Below are 22,530 nucleotides of genomic sequence, written 5' to 3'. Positions count from 1 at the left end.
TGAACGTTTTTTTTATACAATAGAATCAAATAATTCAATCAAACTTACAGCATCAATCTTACATAATTTTTGAAGTTCTAATACAGAACCATGTTCGATAAAATGATCTGGAATTCCTAGATTTTTAATTAAAATACCGCATTTATTACTACTCGAAAATTGATTAACAATACTTCCGAAACCACCAATTATTGTATTCTCCTCGAGAGTTATAATCTCATCATATTCCATACATATTTCTTTAAGCAAAACTTCATCTAGAGGCTTTACAAAAGGAAAATGGTAATGAGAAAACAAGTTTGGATTTTTAATTTTAGCAAGTGCTTCAACAACATTATTGCCAATAGTTCCTGTAGATAATACAGCAACTTTAGAACCATTTTTTAATTGAATTCCTTTACCCATTTCAACTTGTTCAAATGGTAATTGCCAATTTTGAATTACGCCACGACCGCGAGGATAACGAATCGCAATTGGATGCTTTAATCCTAATTGAGCTGTGAACATAATATTCCGCAATTCAATTTCATTTATTGGTGCATAAATAATCATATTAGGAATACAATTCAAATAAGAAATATCGAAAACGCCATGATGCGTTGCACCATCTTCACCAACCAAACCAGCTCTATCCAAACAAAAAATAATTGGGAGGTTTTGCAAAGCCACATCATGAATAATCTGATCATAGGCTCTTTGCATAAATGTTGAATAAATATTGCAAAAAACAACCATTCCTTGCGTTGCCATTCCTGCTGATAAAGTTACTGCATGCTGTTCGGCAATTCCCACATCGAAAGCGCGATTAGGAAAAGCTTCCATCATAAATTTCATAGAAGACCCAGATGGCATAGCAGGCGTAATTCCTATTATTTTTTTATTTTTATTGGCTAATTCTACTAAAGTCAATCCAAAAACATCTTGAAATTTTGGAGGCAGATTTTCTTCTGATTTTAAATGAATTTTTCCTGTATAAGCATCAAATTTTCCTGGCGCATGGTATTTTACCTGATCTTCTTCCGCAAGTTGCAATCCTTTGCCTTTGGTTGTAATGATATGAAGGAATTTTGGTCCTTTTATCTTTTGTAATCGCTTCAATTCTTTGATAACCGCAAAAATATCATGACCATCTATTGGCCCTGAATAATCGAAATTCAGAGACTTAATCATATTGTTATCCTTGTGATTCTTTCCTTCTTTCACAGCAGTGAGATAATCTTTAAGTGCTCCAACACTTGGATCGATTCCTATAGCATTATCATTTAGGATTACCAATAAATTCGCATCAGTTACTCCGGCGTGATTCAACCCTTCAAAAGCCATTCCGCTAGCAATTGACGCATCACCAATAACTGCAATGTGTTGTTTATTAAAATCTCCTTTAATATAAGAAGCAATCGCCATTCCTAACGCTGCAGAAATTGAAGTTGAGGAATGTCCAACTCCAAACGTATCGTAAACACTTTCGCTTCGTTTAGGAAAACCAGATATCCCTCCTAACTTACGATTTGTATGAAAATTTTCTCGTCTTCCTGTTAAAATTTTATGCCCATAAGCTTGATGACCAACGTCCCAAACCAATACATCATCAGGTGTATCAAACACATAATGCAAAGCTATTGTTAACTCAACAACTCCAAGACTTGCGCCAAGATGTCCTTCGTTTTTTGAAACTACATCGATAATAAAATCACGTAATTCTTGGGCAACTTGTGGTAATTGATTTATGTCTAACTGACGTAAATCTTTTGGATTGTTTATATTTTGAAGTAAATTATCAGACATAAAGCAAATGTACAAATTGAATTCTTATTTTTGCTTTATGGAAAACATTTTCACCGACGAATATTTTATGAAAAAGGCTTTGCAAGAAGCCTATACAGCTTTTGATAAAGATGAAATTCCCGTGGGCGCTATTGTAGTTATAAACAATCGAGTAATTGCTAAAAGTCACAATCTAACCGAATTATTAAATGACGTTACCGCTCACGCCGAAATGCAAGCCATTACTGCATCGGCAAATTTTTTGGGTGGAAAATATTTAACCAACTGCACATTATATGTTACGCTCGAGCCTTGCCAAATGTGTGCAGGTGCTTTATATTGGAGTCAGATTTCTAAAATTGTATATGGTGCTAGTGATGCCCAACGTGGTTTTACTAAAATGGGAACGCAATTGCATCCTAAAACCGTTGTGGTTAGTGGTGTTTTAGAAGATGAATGTGGGGAATTGATGAAGGATTTTTTTAAGAAAAAACGCTGAAATATTAATTACGTATTAAAAATTACGAATCAAGCAACAGCGAAAAATACTTTTAAACCATATAAGTCATATAAGGACATTTAAGTTGGGACTATCTGAAATTTATTATTAACACAATTCGTAATTTTTGATTCTTGATGATTTTAGCCCAGATAGAAATGGAAACTTTGCTCGAAAAAATGATATTGTTTTCTTGGAAAAAAGAGCGACCAGAGGAAGCTCCTTTTTTGTAATGAAAACAAATCATTTTGAGAAAAAGTTGTAATGTATAGCTGGATTAGCTCCTGAATATTTAAATTAAATGCATAAAAAAACCGCTTCATATGAAACGGTTAGTTTTTCGGTATGCCAAAAAATAATTTATTATCCTTCGATAACTACTACTTGAGCAGCTACTCTACCTTTTCTTCCTTCTTCTTCTTCGTAAGAAACTTTGTCTCCTTCTCTTAACTCTTCAGCTTTGATACCTGAAGCGTGTACGAAAATGTCTTTTCCTGTTTCGTCGTCTGTAATAAATCCGTAACCTTTAGATTCATTGAAAAATTTTACTGTTCCTGTGCGCATTTTAATTGTAATAATAATTTATAATGTAGCAAATGTAATCTTTAAAATAATACAAATGCATATTTGGGTTAATATTTTTTAAAAATATTGATAATCAGCACTTTCTATTTCAAATCTAATTGAATATGCAACTCTTTTAGCTGACTTTCGTCGATACTTGAAGGTGCATCAATCATGACATCTCTTCCTGAATTATTCTTCGGAAAGGCAATAAAATCACGAATTGTTTCCTGCCCGCCCAAAATGGCTACTAATCTATCTAATCCGAAAGCCAATCCGCCGTGTGGTGGTGCTCCAAACTGAAAAGCGTCCATCAAAAATCCGAACTGATTTCTTGCTTCTTCTTCGGTAAATCCTAAATATTTAAACATTAATGCTTGTGTGGCTTTGTCATGAATTCTGATAGAACCTCCGCCAATTTCATTTCCATTTAGAACCATATCATAAGCATTGGCACGAACCGATTTTGGGTCAGTTTCTAACAAATGCATGTCTTCTGGCTTAGGTGAAGTAAATGGATGGTGCATCGCGTGGTAACGGCCAGATTCTTCATCGAACTCTAACAATGGGAAATCTATTACCCAAAGTGGCGCGAATTCTGCTGGGTTTCTTAGACCTAAACGTGTTGCTAACTCCATTCTAAGTGCAGAAAGTTGCGCTCTGGTTTTATCGGCTGGACCAGAAAGTACAAAAATCATATCTCCTGCTTTTGCTCCAGTTACTTTTGCCCAATTGCTTAAATCTCCTTGATCGTAAAATTTATCTACCGATGATTTATAAGTTCCATCTTCGTTACATTTTACATAAACCATTCCCGAAGCGCCTACTTGTGGGCGTTTTACCCATTCGATAAGTGCATCTATTTCTTTACGAGAATATTCTCCAACTCCCGGAACTGCAATTGCTACAACTAATTCGGCAGCATTAAAAACTGGAAAATCTTTGTGTTTTGCATATTCGTTTAGTTCGCCAAATTCCATTCCGAAACGAATATCTGGTTTGTCATTTCCGTAGGTTCTCATCGCATAATCATAAGTAATACGAGGAAACTTTTCTACTTCAATTCCTTTTATTTCTTTTAATAAATGACGTGTTAGTCCTTCGAAAACATTCAAAATATCTTCTTGTTCTACAAATGCCATTTCGCAATCTATTTGTGTAAATTCTGGCTGACGATCGGCACGTAAATCTTCATCACGGAAACATTTTACGATTTGAAAATATTTATCCATTCCGCCCACCATCAATAATTGTTTGAATGTTTGTGGCGATTGTGGCAAAGCATAAAACTGACCTTCATTCATTCTAGATGGAACCACAAAATCCCTTGCTCCTTCTGGAGTTGACTTGATTAAATAAGGTGTTTCTACTTCACAAAAATCTAAATCCGATAAATATTTACGAACTTCCATCGCTACTTTATGACGAAAAAGCAAACTGTTTTTTACAGGATTTCGTCTAATGTCAAGGTAACGATATTTCATTCGAATATCTTCTCCTCCATCGGTTTCGTCTTCAATTGTAAATGGTGGCGTAATTGAAGCGTTTAGAATAGTCATTTCGGTAACTAAAATTTCTATTTCTCCCGTTGGAATATTTTTATTTTTAGCTTCACGCTCTATAACCATCCCTTTTACTTGAATAACAAATTCACGACCAAGAGTTTTAGCCAATTCAAAAACTGTTTTATCTGAACGACTTTCGTCGAACATTAGTTGTGTAATTCCGTAACGGTCACGCAAATCGACCCAATTCATAAACCCTTTGTCTCGAGATTTCTGAACCCATCCTGACAGTGTAACTTCTGTATTTATGTGTGTAGCGTTTAGTTCGCCGCAATTATGACTTCTGTACATTACCTAAATTTTAGGTTGCAAAAATACTATTTTGTTTGATGTTAAAAGTTAAAAAAAAGAAAATTATATTCAAAATAATTCAAATAGATTGTAAGTTTGACTACCTATAATTAAAACAACACTGATGAAAAAATACTTTCTAATTGCATTAATCACTTTTTCTTCTATTTACAGCTTTGGGCAATCTAAAAACGTAGTAACATTTAATTATGTAAATCACAAAGGAGGCACCACAAAACTAGAAGACCTAAAAGGCAAATATGCGTATATCGATGTTTGGGCAACTTGGTGCGGTCCTTGTCGTAGAGAAATTCCTTTTTTACAAAAAATAGAAGAAAAATATCACGGAAAAAATATCGAATTTGTTAGTATTTCGATAGATGTTCAAAAAGATTTTGAAAAATGGAAAAAATTTGTAAGCGACAAACAATTAGGCGGAATACAACTTTTTGCCGATAACGATTGGAATTCGGATTTTGTAAAAAGTCTTAACATCAATAGTATTCCTAGATTCATTTTAATTGATCCAACAGGAAAAATCATAAATACTGATACTGAAAGACCTTCTGATTCGAAATTAGGAGCGCTATTTGATAAATTGTTAAATTAATCCTTTTCAAATAAGATTTATCGATTAAATAATAACTAATATATATTACAAAAGCCTCTTAGAAACGGGAAGCTTTTATATTTTTGTCACAAATTTAGACTATGAACATTCAGACCATAAACGATAAGATACAGCCTCAAAAAGACATCTTATTACAACATTCATTATACAAAAAAATACAAACCATTGGCGATTTACATCATTTTCTTGAAAATCATGTATATGCGGTTTGGGATTTTATGTCATTACTAAAAGCACTACAATCTAAACTAACCTGCACCACAACACCTTGGTTTGCAACTAGCAATCCAGAAATTCGTTATTTGATTAATGAAATTGTCCTTGCCGAAGAAACCGATTTAACCCTTGACGGTCGTCGCCAAAGTCATTATGAGATGTATATTGAAGCGATGGATGCCTGTGGCGCAAAGACAAGTGAGATTACACGTTTTTTATCGGAAGTTCATTCGTTACAAAATGTATTTATTGCTATTAAACAAAGTAATTTACATCCCAACATCAAAGCTTTTTTAGATTTTACTTTCACTGTAATTAATGAAGGAAAACCACACAATATTGCTGCTGCTTTTACTTTTGGAAGAGAAGATTTAATTCCATTAATGTTTACCGAAATCCTGAAGAATTTTCAGATTAATTTCCCAGCAACCGATTTGAGTAAATTAATCTATTATTTTGAAAGACATATTGAATTAGACGCCGACGAACACGGCCCAATGGCTATGCAAATGATAACCGAACTTTGCGGAACCGATTCTAATAAATGGAAAGAAATTGAATCTATTTCGATTCAAGCATTAGAAAAACGAATTGGTCTTTGGGATGCGATTGAAGAACAAATAAACCAAAGTCAATTGGTAACCTCATAAAAAAACGAGTTTCTTCTTTTTGGAAGAGACTCGTTTTTTTATGTAAATATGTGTTTAGAATAAATTAATCTAAATAATAAATATATCCAAAATTTAACCAAATATTCCAATCATTTGCTTTATTTTCTTTATAAACTGCTGGATTAGGATTTAAACCATCAACCCAGTTAGAAAAATAATATTGTCCTCGTAAATCTAACATTAAATCAGAAAGTGGTGTTAGTTTATACCTAGTTCCAACACTTGCAACTACAGACCAAACACTACCACCGTTGTTTGTAAAACCATGAGCTTCACCGTCTGATGGAACCCAGTATTTAGGAGAAAAAACATTGTCTTCTATTAGCTTTCCATTACCATAACTAGTAGAAACATCAGGATTATAAAAACTAAAATGCCCTCCTAAACTTATAAAAGGAGCAAATGAACCATCAGTAGCTGCAAAATCTCTAATACTTAAAGGGAAAAATTCTAACTGCATACCAATATCGGTAACAGCTGTACTTCCTTCCATCGCTTTTAGTTTTCTAGACTCCTCAGATTTAGCAAGTTTCTCAGGAGTAACCCATTCACCAAAATGATTTAACTTAGTTTTACTGTAAGATATTTCGCTTCTCAATTTGAAGTGATCGTTAAAATACGTTTCTGGCGTATAGCAGTTACAATCTGCCCTGTAAGAAAAATTCAGATAATGTACGAGTCCAACTCCAATTCCTGTGTTTCCTGCATTTGTTTTAAAATCGTGCCTTACTCCATAATCAGACTGAAAAGCAACAGGTCCAGCAATTACTCCCACTTCATGAGAGAAACCAAACTGTGCTTGTACCGTATTAATTGAAGCAAGAAGAAACAAAATGATTAAGCTAAAATATTTGGGCATGATTGAAAATTTTAATGCATTATCTGACAAATATATAAAAACATCAAACATTTCAAAAAAAAAAAGGATATTTTTTATATATTAATTCAAATATGACTTTAATACAAATATTTCTTTGCTATATTTTTATAAAATGTATATTTGCTATTCGTAACGAAAACGTTTTTTCAAACGTTAATAATCTATAAATCATGTCACAAAGTATTGATGCTTTTATTGAAGCAGTAGGTAAAAGAAACCCAAATGAGCCTGAATTTATGCAGGCAGTTAAAGAAGTTGCTGAAACAGTAATTCCTTTTATTGAAAAAAATAAAAAATACCAAGGCAAAATGCTTTTGGAAAGAATGGTCGAAGCAGAACGTGTGATCATGTTTAGAGTGGTTTGGTTAGATGATGCAGGAAACACACAAGTAAACCGTGGTTACCGTATTCAGATGAGTTCTGCCATTGGACCATACAAAGGAGGAATTCGTTTTCACCCTTCAGTAAATTTAAGTATTCTTAAATTTTTAGCTTTCGAACAAACTTTCAAAAACAGCTTAACTACTTTGCCAATGGGTGGAGGAAAAGGTGGAGCTGATTTTGATCCGAAAGGAAAATCTGACAACGAAATTATGAAATTTTGTCAAGCATTTATGACAGAATTGTGCAAGCACATTGGTGGAAACACTGACGTTCCTGCTGGAGATATTGGTGTTGGAGGAAGAGAAGTTGGTTATATGTTTGGTCAATACAAAAGAATTAGAAACGAATTTACAGGAGTTTTAACTGGTAAAGGAATTTCTTTCGGAGGATCATTAATCCGCCCAGAAGCTACTGGATATGGTGATGTTTACTTCGCTTACAGTATGTTAAAAACAAAAGGTCAAAGTTTTGACGGAAAGACTGTTGTTGTTTCAGGTTCTGGAAACGTAGCACAATATGCTACAGAAAAAGCAACTCAATTAGGCGGAAAAGTAGTTACAATGTCAGATTCAGCTGGTTATATTTATGATGCCGATGGAATTGACAAAGAAAAACTAGCTTACGTAATGGAAATTAAAAACGTAAACTACGGAAGAATTTCTGATTATGTAACAAAATATCCAAGTGCTAAATATATTGCAGGAAAACGTCCTTGGGAAGTAAAATGTGATATCGCTTTACCTTGCGCAACTCAAAACGAATTGAACGAAGAAGAAGCAAAAACACTTGTAGCTAACGGATGTATCTGTGTGGCTGAAGGAGCAAACATGCCTTCTACACCAGAAGCAGTTACTGTTTTCCAAAATGCAAAAATATTATTCGCTCCAGGAAAAGCATCTAATGCTGGTGGAGTTGCAACTTCAGGTCTTGAAATGTCTCAAAACTCATTGAGATTAAGCTGGACTTCAGAAGAAGTTGACGATAGATTAAAAGTTATCATGAAAGACATTCACGAAGCATGTGTAGAATATGGTTCTGACGGAAACGGATATGTTGATTATGTAAAAGGAGCAAATATTGCTGGTTTCGTAAAAGTAGCCGATGCAATGTTAGGTCAAGGAGTGGTCTAATTCATTCAACTTTATAATAAATATGAAAGTGTTCACTTAGGTGAACACTTTTTTTATACACAAGTATATTAAACCCAAAATAAAATCGTTTTTATTCTATATTTGTAATTGCTAAATTCCCACAAATGAAAAACGTTTTTTTATATATCCTTTTATTAATTTCAACTTTCGGACACGCTCAAGACAGTAAGTTATGGAAAGGTTATTTCTCCTATAATGCTATTAAAGATATTTCAGAAAGCACAACTCAAATTTATGCCGCAGCAGAAAATGCTTATTTCAAAAGAAACTTAACCACAAATGAAATTTCTAAAATTTCAACTATTGATGGATTATCTGGGCAAAACATTACTCAAATTTACCACAGCGAAACTTACAAAAAAACACTTATCGGTCATGCTGACGGATTAATTATTATTGTAAATGACCTTGATGGAAGCATGTTAAACGTGGTTGATATATTAAACAAACCATCGGTTCCGCCCAACAAAAAAAGAATCAACCATTTCATGGAATATAATGGTAAAATTTATATTTCCACAGATTTTGGTATTTCAGTTTATGATTTAAATCTTTCAGAGTTTGGCGACACTTATTTTATTGGACCTGGGGGTTCAAATGTCGAAATTTTTCAAACAACTATTTACAACGGATTCATTTATGCCGTTGCTAATGGTTACGGGCTTTTAAAAGCAGTTGTCACAAATCCAAATCTAATAGATTTCAACCAATGGACAAATATTTCATCTGGAAGTTGGTTAAGTATTCAGGCAACTAATACTGAATTAGTCGCCGTTAGTTTAAGCGGATCTATTTATAAATTAATTAGCGACAACCCTAATCTTATTACAAGTTATCCTCAAGTTCCTTTAGACATGAGACACAATGGTAATCATTTAATTGTAACCACTCAAAATAACATTTATGCATACAACGAGTCATTAACAGAAATTTTACATATAACAAACATTCCCAACATAACAGCTAATTTTAATTGTGCTACAGTTATAAGTGACAAGATTTATATAGGAACGCAAGGAAATGGTATTTTCACGACATTATTAAACAACCCTACCGTTTTCGAGAACATCACACCAAATGGCCCTGATAGAAACAAGCTTTTCGCAGTGCAATCTTTTTCAAACGGACTATGGGCGGTATATGGCGATTACAATGTTACTTACAACCCTTATCCTTTAGATTCTTATGGTGTAAGTAAATACGATTCTAATAATTCATGGACATCAACTCCTTACCAAGATTTATTTGGCGCAAAATCAATTAGTCGAGTTATAGTAAATCCAAAAAATGAAAATCAAGTTTTCTTTAGCTCCTATTATTCTGGATTATTAAAATTTGAAAATAATATTCCTACCACAATATTTAACACCTCAAACAGTAGTTTACAAACAATTGCAGGACAAGTCCCTGATGACATTAGAATAAATGGCTCTGCTTTCGACAAGGATGGAAACTTATGGGTGACAAATTCATTAGTAAACAAAGGACTGCATGTTCTAAAAACTGACGGGCAATGGCAAGGATTTCCACTAACAAGCCTTGTAGACCCACTTTCCACAGCTTACGGAAGATTAGCTATTGATAAAAACGGAACGAAATGGGTGTGTGCTTTTTATGAAGGATTGGTTGGATTTAACGAAAAATATGGCAACAAATGTCTTACTATAAGAGAAGGTCAAGACGAAGGAAATCTTCCAACATATGATGTAAGAGCTGTTGCGGTAGACAACAAGAACAAACTCTGGATTGGAACAACCTCTGGATTAAGAATACTACAAAATGTAGATTCATTTCTTACCCAAAACGAGTTAACTACAAACTCAATTATTATTCTCGAAGACGATTTGGCTCAAGAACTTTTATATGCTCAATTTATTACCGATATCGTAGTCGATGGCGCAAATAATAAATGGATTAGTACTGCAGGAGCTGGTTTGTTTTACATTTCTTCCGACGGGCAAAAAACGTTCAATATCTTTACCAAAGAAAACTCTCCACTGCCAAGCAATACAATAATGGATATTGATATTAATGTCCTAACTGGAGAAGTTTTTATAGCCACCGAAGCAGGAATGGTATCCTTCAGAGGAACAGCAACAAATGGTGCCGAAAACTTCGAAAATGTAATCGTTTATCCAAATCCTGTAAGACCAGAATACAGCGGAAGTGTATTTGTAACTGGGCTTATGGACAAGGCCAACGTAAAAATTACCGACATTGAAGGAAACCTAGTTCACGAAGAAATTTCTGAAGGTGGAACCATAATTTGGGACACCAAAGCATTCGGAAAATACAAAGTAGCCTCAGGCGTTTATATGATTTTCCTCTCTTCCGATGATGGAGCAGAAACCAAAGTCAAAAAAGTAATGATTGTAAGGTAAAACGAATGCAAATTAAAACCAAAGCCATCGTAATTTCCTCGATCAAATACCAAGAAAAAAGCTTGATAGTCAAATGTTTTACTCTTTCCGACGGGCTCAAATCTTACTTTGTTCGTGATGCCTTTTCTTCTAGAAAATCCAATCAAAAAATTGCTTATTTTCAGCCATTAACAATTCTAGAAATCGAAGCTGTTCACAAGAACAAAGGCACTTTAGAAAATTTTAAAGAAATAAAAATTGCAACCCCATTTCATTCCATACATTCCGATGTTGTAAAAAGCACTATCGTGATGTTTATTTCCGAAATTTTACACCATTCCATTCACGAAGAAGAAAAAAACGAAGCCTTTTTTACCTTTCTCGAAACCGCTTTACATTGGTTAGATAATCATGACGAGATCGCTAATTTTCATCTCATTTTACTCTTAGAAACCACGAAATATTTAGGGTTTTATCCCGATACTTCAAATACAGAATACAAATTTTTCGAAATGACTGAAGGTGTTTTTTCGCCTTTTCATGCCATAAGTTCGCTCACAGAACACGAGACTAATTTATTTAAAAAACTACTCGATTTAAAGTTTGATAACGACCAAAAAAACTTCCATATTATCGAACGCCAGATTCTGCTAAAAGTCCTCATCGATTATTACAGTTTCCATCTCGACGGTTTCAAAAAACCAAAATCATTAGACGTTCTCAAAGAAGTTTTTTCTTAAATTATTATTATCAAACTTTGAGCGTGACCCGAAAAGGGTCGGGCTTTCCATTACAAGTCCTCGCACTTCCTTCGTCAGGCTGTGGGCTTTTCATTTCAATCCCTCACGCAAAGCACAAACTTTCAGCTTTCGACTTTCGCCTTTCGACTTAATTTCTTACTTTCGCACCACGATTTAAGAAAAGGACAAAATGAGCACTAAATTCACTGAATACAAAGGACTTAATCTACCAACGGTAGCATCAGAAATCCTTGATTTTTGGAAAAAAGAAAACATCTTCGAAAAGAGTGTAACCACTCGCGAAGGCAACACGCCATTCGTGTTTTTCGAAGGGCCACCATCTGCCAACGGATTACCAGGAATTCACCACGTGATGGCACGTGCTATTAAAGATATTTTTTGTCGTTATAAAACCCAAAAAGGCTTTCAAGTAAAACGTAAAGCAGGTTGGGATACACACGGTTTACCTGTAGAATTAGGTACCGAAAAAGAATTAGGAATTACCAAAGAAGACATAGGAAAAACAATTTCTATCGAAGAATATAACGAAGCCTGTAAAAAAACAGTCATGCGTTACACTGACGTATGGAATGATTTGACAGAAAAAATGGGTTATTGGGTCGATATGCAAGATCCGTACGTAACCTACAAACCCAAATACATGGAATCCGTTTGGTGGATTCTGAAACAAATCTATAACAAAGATTTGATGTACAAAGGCTACACCATACAACCCTATTCGCCTAAAGCAGGAACAGGATTATCATCGCACGAAGTAAACCAACCCGGTTCTTATCGTGATGTTACAGACACTACTATAGTAGCTCAGTTTAGAGCAAAGCTATATGTTAATGGAGAAACACCTGAAAACACAGTTGAAAAAGCATTCAAATTACATTATCCTCTTTTCTTCGGAGAAGGTTCAATGAGAGGACTTTTTCAGTTTTTAGCTTGGACAACAACTCCTTGGACTTTGCCTTCAAATACAGCATTAACAGTTGGTCCAAAAATTGATTATGTTTTAGTAAAAACATTCAACCAATATACTTTCAAACATATAAATGTAATTTTAGCTAAAAATTTAGTTGGAAAACAATTCGGAAAAGGTTTTTTTGAATCAAATGAAGTTTCCGATTTTGAGAATTTTAAAGAAGGTGACAAAAAAATTCCATATCAAGTCATAGCCGAATGTAAAGGTGCTGATTTAGTAGGAATTCGTTACGAGCAATTAATGCCTTTGGCTTTGCCATACCAAAATCCAGAAAATGCTTTTAGAGTAATTTCAGGCGATTTTGTTACCACCGAAGACGGAACTGGAATTGTACATACCGCTCCAACTTTTGGTGCCGATGATGCAAAAGTAGCCAAAGAAGCAACGCCAGAAGTTCCGCCAATGTTAGTTTTAGACGAAAACGGAAATCCTGTGCCATTAGTAAATTTACAGGGTAAATTCATCAATGGTTTGGGTGATTATTCTGGAAAATATGTCAAAAACGAATATTATACTGATGAAGTAGCACCAGAACGTTCGATTGATGTTGAAATCGCTATTCAACTAAAAGAAGAAAACAAAGCATTCAAAGTAGAAAAATATGTGCACAGTTACCCACATTGTTGGAGAACTGACACCCCAATTTTATATTATCCGCTAGATTCTTGGTTTATCAAAATCACAGAAGTTCGTGACAGAATGTTCGGCCTCAACGAAACCATCAACTGGAAGCCTAAAGCAACTGGCGAAGGACGTTTCGGGAATTGGCTAAAAAATGCCAATGACTGGAATCTTTCTCGTTCTCGTTTTTGGGGAATTCCCTTACCAATTTGGAGAAATGAAGAAGGAACTGAAGAAATCCTAATTGGTTCGGTTGAAGAATTATACAACGAAATCGAAAAATCAATCACTGCAGGTTTCCAAAAAGAAAATCCTTTCAAAGGTTTCGAGATTGGAAATATGAATGAATCAAATTACGATTTAATCGATTTACATAAAAATGTGGTTGATGAAATCACTTTAGTTTCGGCTTCAGGGAAACCAATGAAACGTGAAAGTGATTTGATAGATGTTTGGTTCGATTCAGGTTCTATGCCTTATGCACAATGGCATTATCCTTTTGAAAACAAAGAAAAAATAGACGGAAATAAAGATTTTCCTGCGGATTTTATTGCCGAGGGTGTCGATCAAACTCGTGGTTGGTTTTATACTTTACACGCTATTGGAACTTTAGTATTTGACAAAGTTGCTTACAAAAATGTAGTTTCTAACGGATTAGTTTTAGACAAAAACGGACAAAAAATGTCTAAACGTCTAGGAAATGCTGCAGATCCTTTCGAAACTTTAGCAGAATATGGTCCAGATGCGACGCGTTGGTACATGATTTCGAACGCAAATCCTTGGGATAATTTGAAATTTGACATGGAAGGTATTGCAGAAGTACGTCGTAAATTCTTCGGAACTTTGTACAACACTTACTCTTTCTTTGCGTTATATGCCAATATTGATGGGTTTAAATATGCCGAAGCAGAAATCCCATTAAACGAAAGACCAGAGATAGATCGTTGGATTCTATCTGAACTAAATACGCTTATAAAGGTTGTTGACGACGCTTATGCGGACTACGAACCAACAAAAGCGGCTCGTGCCATTTCAGATTTCGTGCAAGAAAACCTAAGTAATTGGTACGTAAGATTGTGCAGAAGACGTTTCTGGAAAGGCGATTATGCACACGATAAAATTGCCGCTTACCAAACATTATATACTTGCCTTATCACTGTTTCTAAGCTTGGAGCGCCTATTGCACCATTCTTTATGGATAAACTTTACAGAGATTTAACACTAACAACACAGTCAGAAAATTATGACAGTGTACATTTGGCCGAGTTTCCAAAATCAGTTGAAAACTTTGTTGATAAATCGTTAGAAAGCAGAATGCAAAAAGCACAAACGATTTCGTCTCTGGTTTTGTCACTTCGAAAGAAGGAAATGATAAAAGTACGACAACCATTACAAAAGGTAATGATTCCAGTGCTTGACAACGGTTTTAGAACAGAAATAGAAGCAGTTTCAGACTTGATTATGGCTGAAGTAAACGTAAAAGAAATAGAACTTTTAGACGATGCTTCAGGGATTTTAGTAAAGCAAATAAAGCCTAATTTCAAGGCTCTTGGACCACGTTTTGGGAAAGATATGGGATTGATTGCCAAAGAGATACAAGGTTTTACAGCGATACAAATTAATCAATTAGACAAAGAAGGAACGTTAGATATTGTTATTTCAGGAAAAGACATAACTTTATCAATAGAAGATGTAGAAATCTCATCGCAAGATATTGAAGGTTGGTTGGTTGCAAATTCAGGCGGAATCACCGTAGCATTAGACATTACAATTTCTGATGAATTAAGAAAAGAAGGGATTGCCAGAGAGTTAGTAAACCGAATTCAAAATTTGCGAAAAGATTCTGGTTACGATGTGACTGATAAGATTACAGTTTCGGTCGAAAAAAATGACAAAATTAATCAAGCCATTTTAGACAACCAAGATTATATAAAATCTGAAACACTTACAAAAGAACTAATTCTTTTAGAAAGTATCGAAAACGGTACGATTATTGAGTTTGATGATATAAAAACAATGATTTTAATTTCAAAATAAAGAAATTATGGTAGATGAACAAATAAGATTTTCTGATGCAGAATTAGCAGAATTCAAAGAATTAATCTTGGGAAAATTAGACAAAGCTAAAATAGATTTAGATTTAATACGAAGCGCTTACATGAATGACTTAAATAACGGAACCGATGATACATCGCCAACGTTTAAAGCATTTGAAGAAGGAAGCGAAACGATGTCTAAAGAGGCAAACTCACAGTTGGCTATTCGTCAAGAGAAATTTATTCGTGACTTGAGAAATGCGCTAGTTCGTATAGAAAGCAAGACTTACGGTGTTTGTAAAGTAACAGGGAAATTAATAAACAAAGAACGTTTAAAAATTGTACCTCATGCTACAATGAGTATTGAAGCAAAAAATTTACAAAAATAATATATCGACAATAAATTACTAAACGCTCCTTTTTGGAGCGTTTTTTATATAATATTGTTTATTTTTGTCCTGTAATAAATTTTAAAATGAATTTAAAGAAAGCCTATTTTATCGTTTTTTTGGTTTTATTGATTGACCAAATTTCTAAAATATATGTAAAAACACATTTTGTTTTGCACCAAGAAGTCGAAGTTTTATCATGGTTTAAAATACTATTTATAGAAAACGAAGGTATGGCTTGGGGTGTAGAAATTCCTGGTATTTACGGGAAATTAGCCCTAACCTCATTTAGAATCCTTGCCGTAGGCGGAATAGGTTATTGGCTTTGGGACGCTGTAAAAAAACAAAGTCCAACAGTATTAGTCGTGGCTATTTCTCTAATTATGGCAGGTGCTTTCGGAAATATTATAGATTCTGTTTTTTACGGAAAAATATTCGATGATAGCTCTTACAATTTAGCAACATTGTTTAGCGACAAACCTTACGGAGACTGGTTTTACGGAAAAGTTGTCGATATGCTATATTTCCCCATTTGGAACGGCGATTTACCAACATGGTTGCCTATTTGGGGCGGAAAACATTTCACCTTCTTTAATGCTATTTTCAATGTGGCCGACATGGCAATTTCTACCGGAGTTGGAATTTTGATAGTTTTTAATAAAAAAGCTTTTGGAAAATAACTTATATTTTATCTGATACTATAAAAAAAACACGCTTTTTTAAGCGTGTTTTTTTTATTAATTATGATCATGTCCTTTGTGTTTTTTACGTTGGCCAGGAGCGTAATCCTTTGCACTTCCTCCATAAATCTTTTTGGCCTGGCCTGGAGGCAAACGTTTTTGTTTTACAACAACGGTTCTGGTTCTTGGATGATGCACAATGCAACTTGTAAAACAGGTCGACATCAAAACAAAAAACAGAAGAGAAAGGATAAATTTGGGTCTTAAACTTTTCATAGTAAATTATTTTTTTGCTAATATATAATTAAAATTTATAAATCGATTCAGCCGTCACACAAAAATCTAATCTAACATCATTTTCAAAAACATCAGAAATAAATTCTTCGGGCTCAAAAAAAGAAAGTCCAATTTTGATGGTTTCAGGATTGCATTCTGAGAGGAACTTATCATAAAAACCTTTGCCATAACCTACCCGATTTCCTACTTTATCATAAGCTAAAAGCGGCACAAAAACCACATCTATTTTATGAGTTGGAACTTCGATACCATCTACAGGTTCTGGAATATTGTATTCGTTTTTTTTAATTTTAGTATTATCCGTCAGAAGAAAATGAGTCATTTCTCGAGTTTGAAAATCCGCTTTAGAAACCACAATTTCTTTATCTTTTCCTTGTAAAAGATGTAAAATAAACTCGGTATTTACTTCTTTTTGCTCTTCGATAGGGAGAAAAACATGAAAATAAGTTTTATCCCAAATATTCAATTTCAGAATAGTATTGGCAATTTCTAACGACATTATTTCAATATCGTTTTCGGATAAATTTTGTCTTAATTTTTTATACTTTAATCGAAGTTCTTTTTTATTCATCATCTATTTTACTAAAACTATTCCGCACCATCACCCACAATATTGGAAATATGATAAATCGCATCACCTTCGTAAACTATTGGAGAATGATTGGCGTTTATCACATAACCATTTGCTGGCGCTTTTACTTTTTGTTCAAATTTCCCAAAAGGATCGGTAATTAAACCTAAAATAGTTCCTTTTTCTACAAAACAACCAATCAAATTATTATCGTGAAACAATCCCGAGCATTTGGCACGCAACCAACCTGATTTTTCGATATAAATGGTTTTGTTTTTTTGTTTTTCGGCAGTATGATTGTTATTTAACATATCTAAATGTGACAAAATACGTTTCGTCCCATTTACACCTTCAGCAGCGATTGATTTATTTATATCGAGCGATTTTCCGCCTTCAAAAAGCAACATTTTCACATTCATTTTATCTGCGGAACTTCTAAAAGAACCTGAAATGTTTTTAGAATATAAGGTAAAAGGCGCATCAAAAACATCGGCCAGTTTTTTTAATTCTAAATTATTTGGTGTAAGTCTAATTTGCGGCGCATTAAATCGGCTGGCTCCACCGGCATGAAAATCGATAGCATAATCGACAACTGGCATAATTTCTTCTAGAATATGATGTGCAAAACGGCTTGCTAAAGAACCTTTTTTACTTCCCGGAAAAACGCGGTTTAAATCTCTTCCGTCAGGAAATTCGCGTGATTTGTTTACAAAACCAAACATATTTACAATAGGAATACAAATTATAGTTCCCGTTTTTGGCTTGTTTATTTTCTGAATTATTAGTTGGCGAATAACCTCAACACCGTTTATTTCGTCGCCATGAATTCCTGCAGAAAATAAAACAACTGGACCATCAATAGCAGAACGTTCAACAATTACTGGAATCTTTAGCTTTGTTGTAGTATGCAAACGAGCAATTTCCATATCGATGGTTTTGCTTTCGCCGGCTTTAATACTTTCGCCAAGAATGGTAATTGCCTTAGTTTTTTTCATTTTATAAATTTAAAGTTTAAATGTAGAAATAATATTTTGGAAATCGTAAATTTGACTGTTTTAAAAAATCAATTGCAATACCAAAAAATGTCAATTCCATCTTTAGAGTTACAAATACAAACGCTTCCAGATAATCCTGGAGTATATCAGTATTACGACAAAGAAGGCAAAATACTGTATGTTGGAAAAGCGAAAAATATCAAAAAAAGAGTTTCTTCTTATTTTAACAAAGTGCATGACACGGCAAAAACCAATGTCCTGGTCAAGAAAATTGTAACCATAAAACACATTGTTGTTCCTACAGAAACCGATGCATTATTATTGGAGAACAACCTCATAAAAACTCTGCAACCACGATACAATATTTTGCTTCGTGATGACAAAACTTATCCTTGGATTTGTATTAAAAAGGAACCTTTTTCTAGATTATTTCCTACCCGAAAAATGATAAAAGATGGTTCCGAATATTTTGGCCCTTATACCAGTTTCAAAACTGTTCACACAATTTTAGATTTAATCAAAGAATTGTATCCGCTTCGAACTTGTAATTTCGATTTGAGCGAAAAAAATATCGAAAATCATAAGTTTAAAGTTTGTTTAGAATATCATATTGGCAATTGTAAAGGACCTTGCGAAGGCTTAGAAACGCTAGAAAATTATCAAAATCAAATAAATGCGATTCGTGAAATTTTGAAAGGAAATTTTAAAGAATCGATGAAAGATTTCAAAAAAGTGATGACCAATTTGGCTCAGAATATGCACTTTGAAGAAGCTCAGAAAATAAAAGAAAAAATAGAAATTCTAGAAAATTATCAGTCGCGATCTACAATTATCAATCCAAAAATTACGAATATCGATGTGTTTTCTATCGTTTCGGACGAAGCTGCGGCGTTTATCAATTTCCTCCAAATTTCGCATGGTTCGATTATTCGTTCTCATACTTTAGAAATAAAAAAGAAACTAGACGAAACCGATCAAGAATTGTTAGAATTAGCAATTATCGAACTTCGGGAGCGTTTTGAATTGCTTTCTCGTGAAATTATAGTTCCGTTTGAAGTTGAAGTCGGCGAAAATATAAAAGTAACCGTTCCGCAATTGGGTGACAAAAAACAAATTCTAGAATTATCTATTCGCAACGCCAAATTTTACAGAATAGAACAACTCAAACAACTACAAATTGTAGATCCTGAGCGCCATGTAAATAGAATTATGGCGCAAATGCAAAAAGATTTACGACTATCAGTCGAGCCACGCCATATCGAATGTTTCGATAATTCGAACATCCAAGGAACCAATCCTGTTGCGGCTTGTGTGGTTTTTAAAGACGGAAAACCTTCTAAAAAAGACTACCGCCATTTTAATATTAAAACAGTCGAAGGACCAAACGATTTTGCTTCGATGGAAGAGGTTGTTTATCGCAGATACAAAAGACTACTCGACGAAAACCAGCCGTTACCAAATCTAATTATTATCGATGGTGGAAAAGGACAATTATCATCGGCGCTCAAAATCATGGACGAACTCGATTTGCGAGGAAAAATAGCCATTATCGGAATTGCAAAACGACTGGAAGAATTATTTTATCCTGGAGATTCCGTTCCTTTATATTTAGATAAAAAATCGGAAACACTAAAAATAATTCAGCAATTGCGGAACGAAGCGCACCGTTTCGGGATAACCTTTCACAGAGACAAACGAAGCAAAGCGGCACTCAATTCATCGGTAGAAACCATTCCGGGAATTGGCGAAAAAACGATGCTGACATTAATAAAACATTTCAAAAGTGTTAAAAGATTGAAATTAGCATCAGAAAAAGAAATTTCTGACGTTATAGGTCTTTCAAAAGCCAAAAAAATTACCGACTTTTACAATAAATTAGATACTTAATATTTGTAGCGAATGTACAAAGCATACTTGCAATCCATTTTCCCGCTATTCACTCCAATCTTTTTCTTTCCGAAAAAGAAAGAAAAAGGATTTTCGTTGCTATCGGGGCTAAAAAGCATGCGTCTTTTGTATCTATTCTCTTTTTGTCTATTATCTATTTTCTCTTTTTCGCAAGACACGATCAAAAAACCAAAAATAGGATTAGTGCTTAGTGGCGGTGGTGCAAAAGGATTTGCTCACATAGGCGTTCTAAAAGAAATAGAACGAGCTGGAATAAAAATAGATTATATAGGCGGAACCAGTATGGGTGCCATCATTGGCGGATTATATGCCAGCGGATATACTGCAAATCAATTAGATTCGATATTCAAAGAAACCAATTTCGACGAATTAGTACAGGACTTTGTACCTCGAAAAAACAAAACCTTCTACGAAAAAGGCAATGACGAGCTGTACGCCGTTTCATTACCATTCCAAAAATTCAAAATTAGCATTCCAAGAGGATTGTCTAAAGGAATGTATAATTATAACTTAATGAGTAAATTAACTCATAATGTTCGTCATATTCAGGATTTTAACAAGCTAAAAATTCCTTTTTTATGTATTGCCACAAACTTGGAAACTGGAGAAGAAAAGGTTTTTAAAAATGGTTCTTTACCATTAATTTTATCTGCAAGTGGTGCTTTTCCTTCCTTATTTTCTCCAGTAGAAATTGACGGTGATTTGTATATAGACGGAGGCGTTGCTAATAACTATCCCGTAGAAGAAGTAAGAAAAATGGGCGCCGATATTATAATAGGTGTCGATGTGCAAGACGATTTAAAAGATCGAGATAAGTTAAGTGGCGTTTTAGGGATTTTGACACAAATTTCAAATTTTCAGATGATTGAAAAAATGAAAGACAAAAAATTTCAAACAGACATATATATAAAACCAAATATCGAAGGCTTTTCTGTTGTTTCTTTCGATCAAGGAGAGCAAATTGTAAATAAAGGTGTCGAAGCGGCCATTTTATTTCAAGAAAAATTAAAGAATTTAGGAACCAATTATAAAAAAATACCGGAAAACACACGCCAAATAGACAGTTTATATATTCAAGGTATTGGAATAGAAGGAAACGAAAACTATACCCGTTCGTATGTTATTGGAAAACTCCGTTTTAAACCTGGAAGCAAAATTAGTTACACCGATCTGCATAGTGGTATAAACAATCTGAACGCCACACAAAATTTTAGCTCTATAAATTATAAATTAGCAAAAGAAGGAAATCAAGATGTTTTGCTGATTGATCTTAAAGAAAATCCGATAAAAACTTATTTCAAATTAGGAGTTCATTATGACGATTTATTCAAATCTAGTGCTTTGATAAATGTTACGCAACGCAATATGTTTTTTAAGAATGACGTGGCTTCTTTTGATTTTATTTTAGGCGATAATATTCGTTATAATTTAGATTATTATATAGACAACGGTTTTCATTTAAGTTTCGGATTCAAATCGAAACTAAATCGATTTAAACGAACAAGTAAAACCGATTTTAACGGAGGACAAACATTAAGTAAAGCAGGATTAGAAAGTATAAATATCGATTATTTAGACTTTTCTAACCAAGCTTATTTTCAAACAATATTTGCTCAAAGGTTCTTATTTGGCGTAGGATTAGAATATAAATATGTTAATGTAACCACAAATTTAGTCCAGAATACAAAAAAATATTTAGATAACAACAACTATCTATCATTAGTAGGATTCTTAAAATACGATTCGTTTTCAAACAAATATTTTCCCAAAAAAGGCTGGTATTTTATGGGTGATGCTCAGTCATTTTTATCATCATCAAACCACAATAATAATTTTACTCGATTTACAACCATTAAAGCCGATGCGGCAATTGTTCAAACCGTTTTCAATAAAATTGCAATAAAACTTCAAACAGAAGGTGGATTTTTAATAGGCACAAAAACCAATTCTGTTTTCGATTACGTTCTTGGAGGCTATGGTTATCCTAAAATTAATAATCTAAAATCCTTTTACGGGTACAATTATTTAGATCTTTCTGGAAATAGTTATGTAAAAGCTAGTTTGTCTTTTGATTATGAGTTTATCAAAAAAAACCACCTGAATGTTTCTGCAAACATTGCCAATATAGGCAATAACATTTTTGATAGTAAAGAATGGATTTCTAGTCCTAAATACTCTGGTTACGCTTTAGGTTACGGTATGGAAACACTAATTGGACCAATCGAATTAAAACAAAGTTGGTCGCCAGAAACAGGCAAAAGTTTCACTTGGTTTACTGTTGGTTTCTTGTTTTAAAAAAAATATTTTTTAAATAAACCTCAGAAAT

At 33.8% G+C, this 22,530-nt stretch carries 17 protein-coding genes and 1 pseudogene; 11 read left to right on the top strand and 7 right to left on the bottom strand.

The genetic code is table 11. From position 1 onward, the window contains the following. Window positions 1–12: 12 nt before the first annotated feature. The gene (locus BM053_RS06585) at window positions 13–1,785 is read right to left on the bottom strand and encodes a 1-deoxy-D-xylulose-5-phosphate synthase (protein WP_091475361.1); all 1,773 of its coding nucleotides are present in this window, start codon (window positions 1,783–1,785) and stop codon (window positions 13–15) included. 37 nt (window positions 1,786–1,822) lie between these two features. Between BM053_RS06585 and BM053_RS06580 the strand changes: the two genes are divergently transcribed. Next, a complete protein-coding gene (locus BM053_RS06580; RefSeq protein ID WP_091475636.1) occupies window positions 1,823–2,263 on the top strand; it encodes a nucleoside deaminase in 441 nt (146 codons plus the stop codon). A 363-nt stretch (window positions 2,264–2,626) separates the two neighbouring features. Here the strand turns inward: BM053_RS06580 and BM053_RS06575 are convergent, their stop codons facing one another. Together BM053_RS06575 and aspS are read right to left on the bottom strand one after the other, a co-directional pair. Continuing rightward, window positions 2,627–2,827: a cold-shock protein gene (locus BM053_RS06575; RefSeq protein ID WP_011962450.1), complete on the bottom strand. Its 201-nt coding sequence runs from the start codon at window positions 2,825–2,827 to the stop codon at window positions 2,627–2,629. A gap of 104 nt (window positions 2,828–2,931) precedes the next feature. Beyond that, window positions 2,932–4,683, bottom strand: coding sequence for an aspartate--tRNA ligase (gene aspS, locus BM053_RS06570; RefSeq protein WP_091475359.1), 1,752 nt, complete (start codon window positions 4,681–4,683; stop codon window positions 2,932–2,934). Between the two features lie 199 nt (window positions 4,684–4,882). On the opposite strand from aspS, the pseudogene BM053_RS06565 reads away from it, so the two are divergent. Together BM053_RS06565 and BM053_RS06560 are read left to right on the top strand one after the other, a co-directional pair. Continuing rightward, window positions 4,883–5,293, top strand: a pseudogene (locus tag BM053_RS06565) (TlpA family protein disulfide reductase); the annotation flags it as partial. A gap of 101 nt (window positions 5,294–5,394) precedes the next feature. Continuing rightward, window positions 5,395–6,180 (top strand): DUF3050 domain-containing protein, encoded by a 786-nt coding sequence (locus BM053_RS06560; protein WP_091475357.1) that lies wholly within the window; start codon window positions 5,395–5,397, stop codon window positions 6,178–6,180. A 64-nt stretch (window positions 6,181–6,244) separates the two neighbouring features. On the opposite strand, the gene BM053_RS06555 is transcribed toward BM053_RS06560, so the two are convergent. Beyond that, window positions 6,245–7,060, bottom strand: coding sequence for a THC0290_0291 family protein (locus tag BM053_RS06555; protein ID WP_091475633.1), 816 nt, complete (start codon window positions 7,058–7,060; stop codon window positions 6,245–6,247). A 191-nt stretch (window positions 7,061–7,251) separates the two neighbouring features. Between BM053_RS06555 and gdhA the strand changes: the two genes are divergently transcribed. The 6 genes from gdhA to BM053_RS06525 all read left to right on the top strand — a co-directional run bounded on the left by gdhA (window position 7,252) and on the right by BM053_RS06525 (window position 16,433). Next, on the top strand, window positions 7,252–8,595 hold the full coding sequence (gene gdhA / locus BM053_RS06550; RefSeq protein WP_091475355.1) for an NADP-specific glutamate dehydrogenase: 1,344 nt from the start codon (window positions 7,252–7,254) through the stop codon (window positions 8,593–8,595). 125 nt (window positions 8,596–8,720) lie between these two features. Then, window positions 8,721–10,997 (top strand): type IX secretion system anionic LPS delivery protein PorZ, encoded by a 2,277-nt coding sequence (porZ, locus tag BM053_RS06545; RefSeq protein WP_091475352.1) that lies wholly within the window; start codon window positions 8,721–8,723, stop codon window positions 10,995–10,997. Between the two features lie 5 nt (window positions 10,998–11,002). After that, entirely contained in the window at window positions 11,003–11,716 is a 714-nt protein-coding gene (gene recO, locus BM053_RS06540; protein WP_091475350.1) for a DNA repair protein RecO, read from the top strand. A gap of 190 nt (window positions 11,717–11,906) precedes the next feature. Continuing rightward, window positions 11,907–15,365: an isoleucine--tRNA ligase gene (ileS, locus tag BM053_RS06535; RefSeq protein ID WP_091475348.1), complete on the top strand. Its 3,459-nt coding sequence runs from the start codon at window positions 11,907–11,909 to the stop codon at window positions 15,363–15,365. Window positions 15,366–15,372: 7 nt separating this feature from the next. Continuing rightward, window positions 15,373–15,753: a TraR/DksA family transcriptional regulator gene (locus tag BM053_RS06530; protein ID WP_091475345.1), complete on the top strand. Its 381-nt coding sequence runs from the start codon at window positions 15,373–15,375 to the stop codon at window positions 15,751–15,753. Between the two features lie 86 nt (window positions 15,754–15,839). After that, entirely contained in the window at window positions 15,840–16,433 is a 594-nt protein-coding gene (locus BM053_RS06525) for a lipoprotein signal peptidase (protein WP_091475342.1), read from the top strand. A gap of 57 nt (window positions 16,434–16,490) precedes the next feature. Here the strand turns inward: BM053_RS06525 and BM053_RS12215 are convergent, their stop codons facing one another. The 3 genes from BM053_RS12215 to BM053_RS06510 all read right to left on the bottom strand — a co-directional run bounded on the left by BM053_RS12215 (window position 16,491) and on the right by BM053_RS06510 (window position 18,296). After that, window positions 16,491–16,658 (bottom strand): quinol oxidase subunit 4, encoded by a 168-nt coding sequence (locus BM053_RS12215; protein ID WP_244148513.1) that lies wholly within the window; start codon window positions 16,656–16,658, stop codon window positions 16,491–16,493. A gap of 79 nt (window positions 16,659–16,737) precedes the next feature. Beyond that, a complete protein-coding gene (locus BM053_RS06515) occupies window positions 16,738–17,301 on the bottom strand; it encodes a 5-formyltetrahydrofolate cyclo-ligase (protein WP_091475631.1) in 564 nt (187 codons plus the stop codon). 17 nt (window positions 17,302–17,318) lie between these two features. Next, the gene (locus BM053_RS06510) at window positions 17,319–18,296 is read right to left on the bottom strand and encodes a succinylglutamate desuccinylase/aspartoacylase family protein (protein WP_091475340.1); all 978 of its coding nucleotides are present in this window, start codon (window positions 18,294–18,296) and stop codon (window positions 17,319–17,321) included. A gap of 87 nt (window positions 18,297–18,383) precedes the next feature. Here BM053_RS06510 and uvrC point away from each other — a divergent pair, with 87 nt between their 5' ends. Together uvrC and BM053_RS06500 are read left to right on the top strand one after the other, a co-directional pair. Further along, on the top strand, window positions 18,384–20,183 hold the full coding sequence (gene uvrC, locus BM053_RS06505; protein WP_091475628.1) for an excinuclease ABC subunit UvrC: 1,800 nt from the start codon (window positions 18,384–18,386) through the stop codon (window positions 20,181–20,183). A gap of 12 nt (window positions 20,184–20,195) precedes the next feature. Then, window positions 20,196–22,499 carry a patatin-like phospholipase family protein gene (locus BM053_RS06500; protein ID WP_091475338.1) on the top strand — a complete coding sequence of 768 codons (2,304 nt, stop codon included), beginning with the start codon at window positions 20,196–20,198 and terminating at the stop codon, window positions 22,497–22,499. Window positions 22,500–22,530: the final 31 nt, after the last annotated feature.

The sequence above is a fragment of the Flavobacterium swingsii genome (assembly GCF_900111965.1).
Classification (GTDB): Bacteria; Bacteroidota; Bacteroidia; order Flavobacteriales; family Flavobacteriaceae; genus Flavobacterium; species Flavobacterium swingsii.
Note: the sequence above shows the minus strand (reverse complement) of the source record. Positions and strands in the feature narration are given on the sequence as shown.

What these genes read in the sequence shown, in the direction of transcription:
- BM053_RS06585 (WP_091475361.1), bottom strand. Translation starts at nt 1,785, where the DNA reads ATGTCTGATAATTTACTTCAAAATATAAACAATCCAAAAGATTTACGT.
- BM053_RS06580 (WP_091475636.1), top strand. Translation starts at nt 1,823, where the DNA reads ATGGAAAACATTTTCACCGACGAATATTTTATGAAAAAGGCTTTGCAA.
- BM053_RS06575 (WP_011962450.1), bottom strand. Translation starts at nt 2,827, where the DNA reads ATGCGCACAGGAACAGTAAAATTTTTCAATGAATCTAAAGGTTACGGA.
- aspS (WP_091475359.1), bottom strand. Translation starts at nt 4,683, where the DNA reads ATGTACAGAAGTCATAATTGCGGCGAACTAAACGCTACACACATAAAT.
- BM053_RS06560 (WP_091475357.1), top strand. Translation starts at nt 5,395, where the DNA reads ATGAACATTCAGACCATAAACGATAAGATACAGCCTCAAAAAGACATC.
- BM053_RS06555 (WP_091475633.1), bottom strand. Translation starts at nt 7,060, where the DNA reads ATGCCCAAATATTTTAGCTTAATCATTTTGTTTCTTCTTGCTTCAATT.
- gdhA (WP_091475355.1), top strand. Translation starts at nt 7,252, where the DNA reads ATGTCACAAAGTATTGATGCTTTTATTGAAGCAGTAGGTAAAAGAAAC.
- porZ (WP_091475352.1), top strand. Translation starts at nt 8,721, where the DNA reads ATGAAAAACGTTTTTTTATATATCCTTTTATTAATTTCAACTTTCGGA.
- recO (WP_091475350.1), top strand. Translation starts at nt 11,003, where the DNA reads ATGCAAATTAAAACCAAAGCCATCGTAATTTCCTCGATCAAATACCAA.
- ileS (WP_091475348.1), top strand. Translation starts at nt 11,907, where the DNA reads ATGAGCACTAAATTCACTGAATACAAAGGACTTAATCTACCAACGGTA.
- BM053_RS06530 (WP_091475345.1), top strand. Translation starts at nt 15,373, where the DNA reads ATGGTAGATGAACAAATAAGATTTTCTGATGCAGAATTAGCAGAATTC.
- BM053_RS06525 (WP_091475342.1), top strand. Translation starts at nt 15,840, where the DNA reads ATGAATTTAAAGAAAGCCTATTTTATCGTTTTTTTGGTTTTATTGATT.
- BM053_RS12215 (WP_244148513.1), bottom strand. Translation starts at nt 16,658, where the DNA reads ATGTCGACCTGTTTTACAAGTTGCATTGTGCATCATCCAAGAACCAGA.
- BM053_RS06515 (WP_091475631.1), bottom strand. Translation starts at nt 17,301, where the DNA reads ATGAATAAAAAAGAACTTCGATTAAAGTATAAAAAATTAAGACAAAAT.
- BM053_RS06510 (WP_091475340.1), bottom strand. Translation starts at nt 18,296, where the DNA reads ATGAAAAAAACTAAGGCAATTACCATTCTTGGCGAAAGTATTAAAGCC.
- uvrC (WP_091475628.1), top strand. Translation starts at nt 18,384, where the DNA reads ATGTCAATTCCATCTTTAGAGTTACAAATACAAACGCTTCCAGATAAT.
- BM053_RS06500 (WP_091475338.1), top strand. Translation starts at nt 20,196, where the DNA reads ATGTACAAAGCATACTTGCAATCCATTTTCCCGCTATTCACTCCAATC.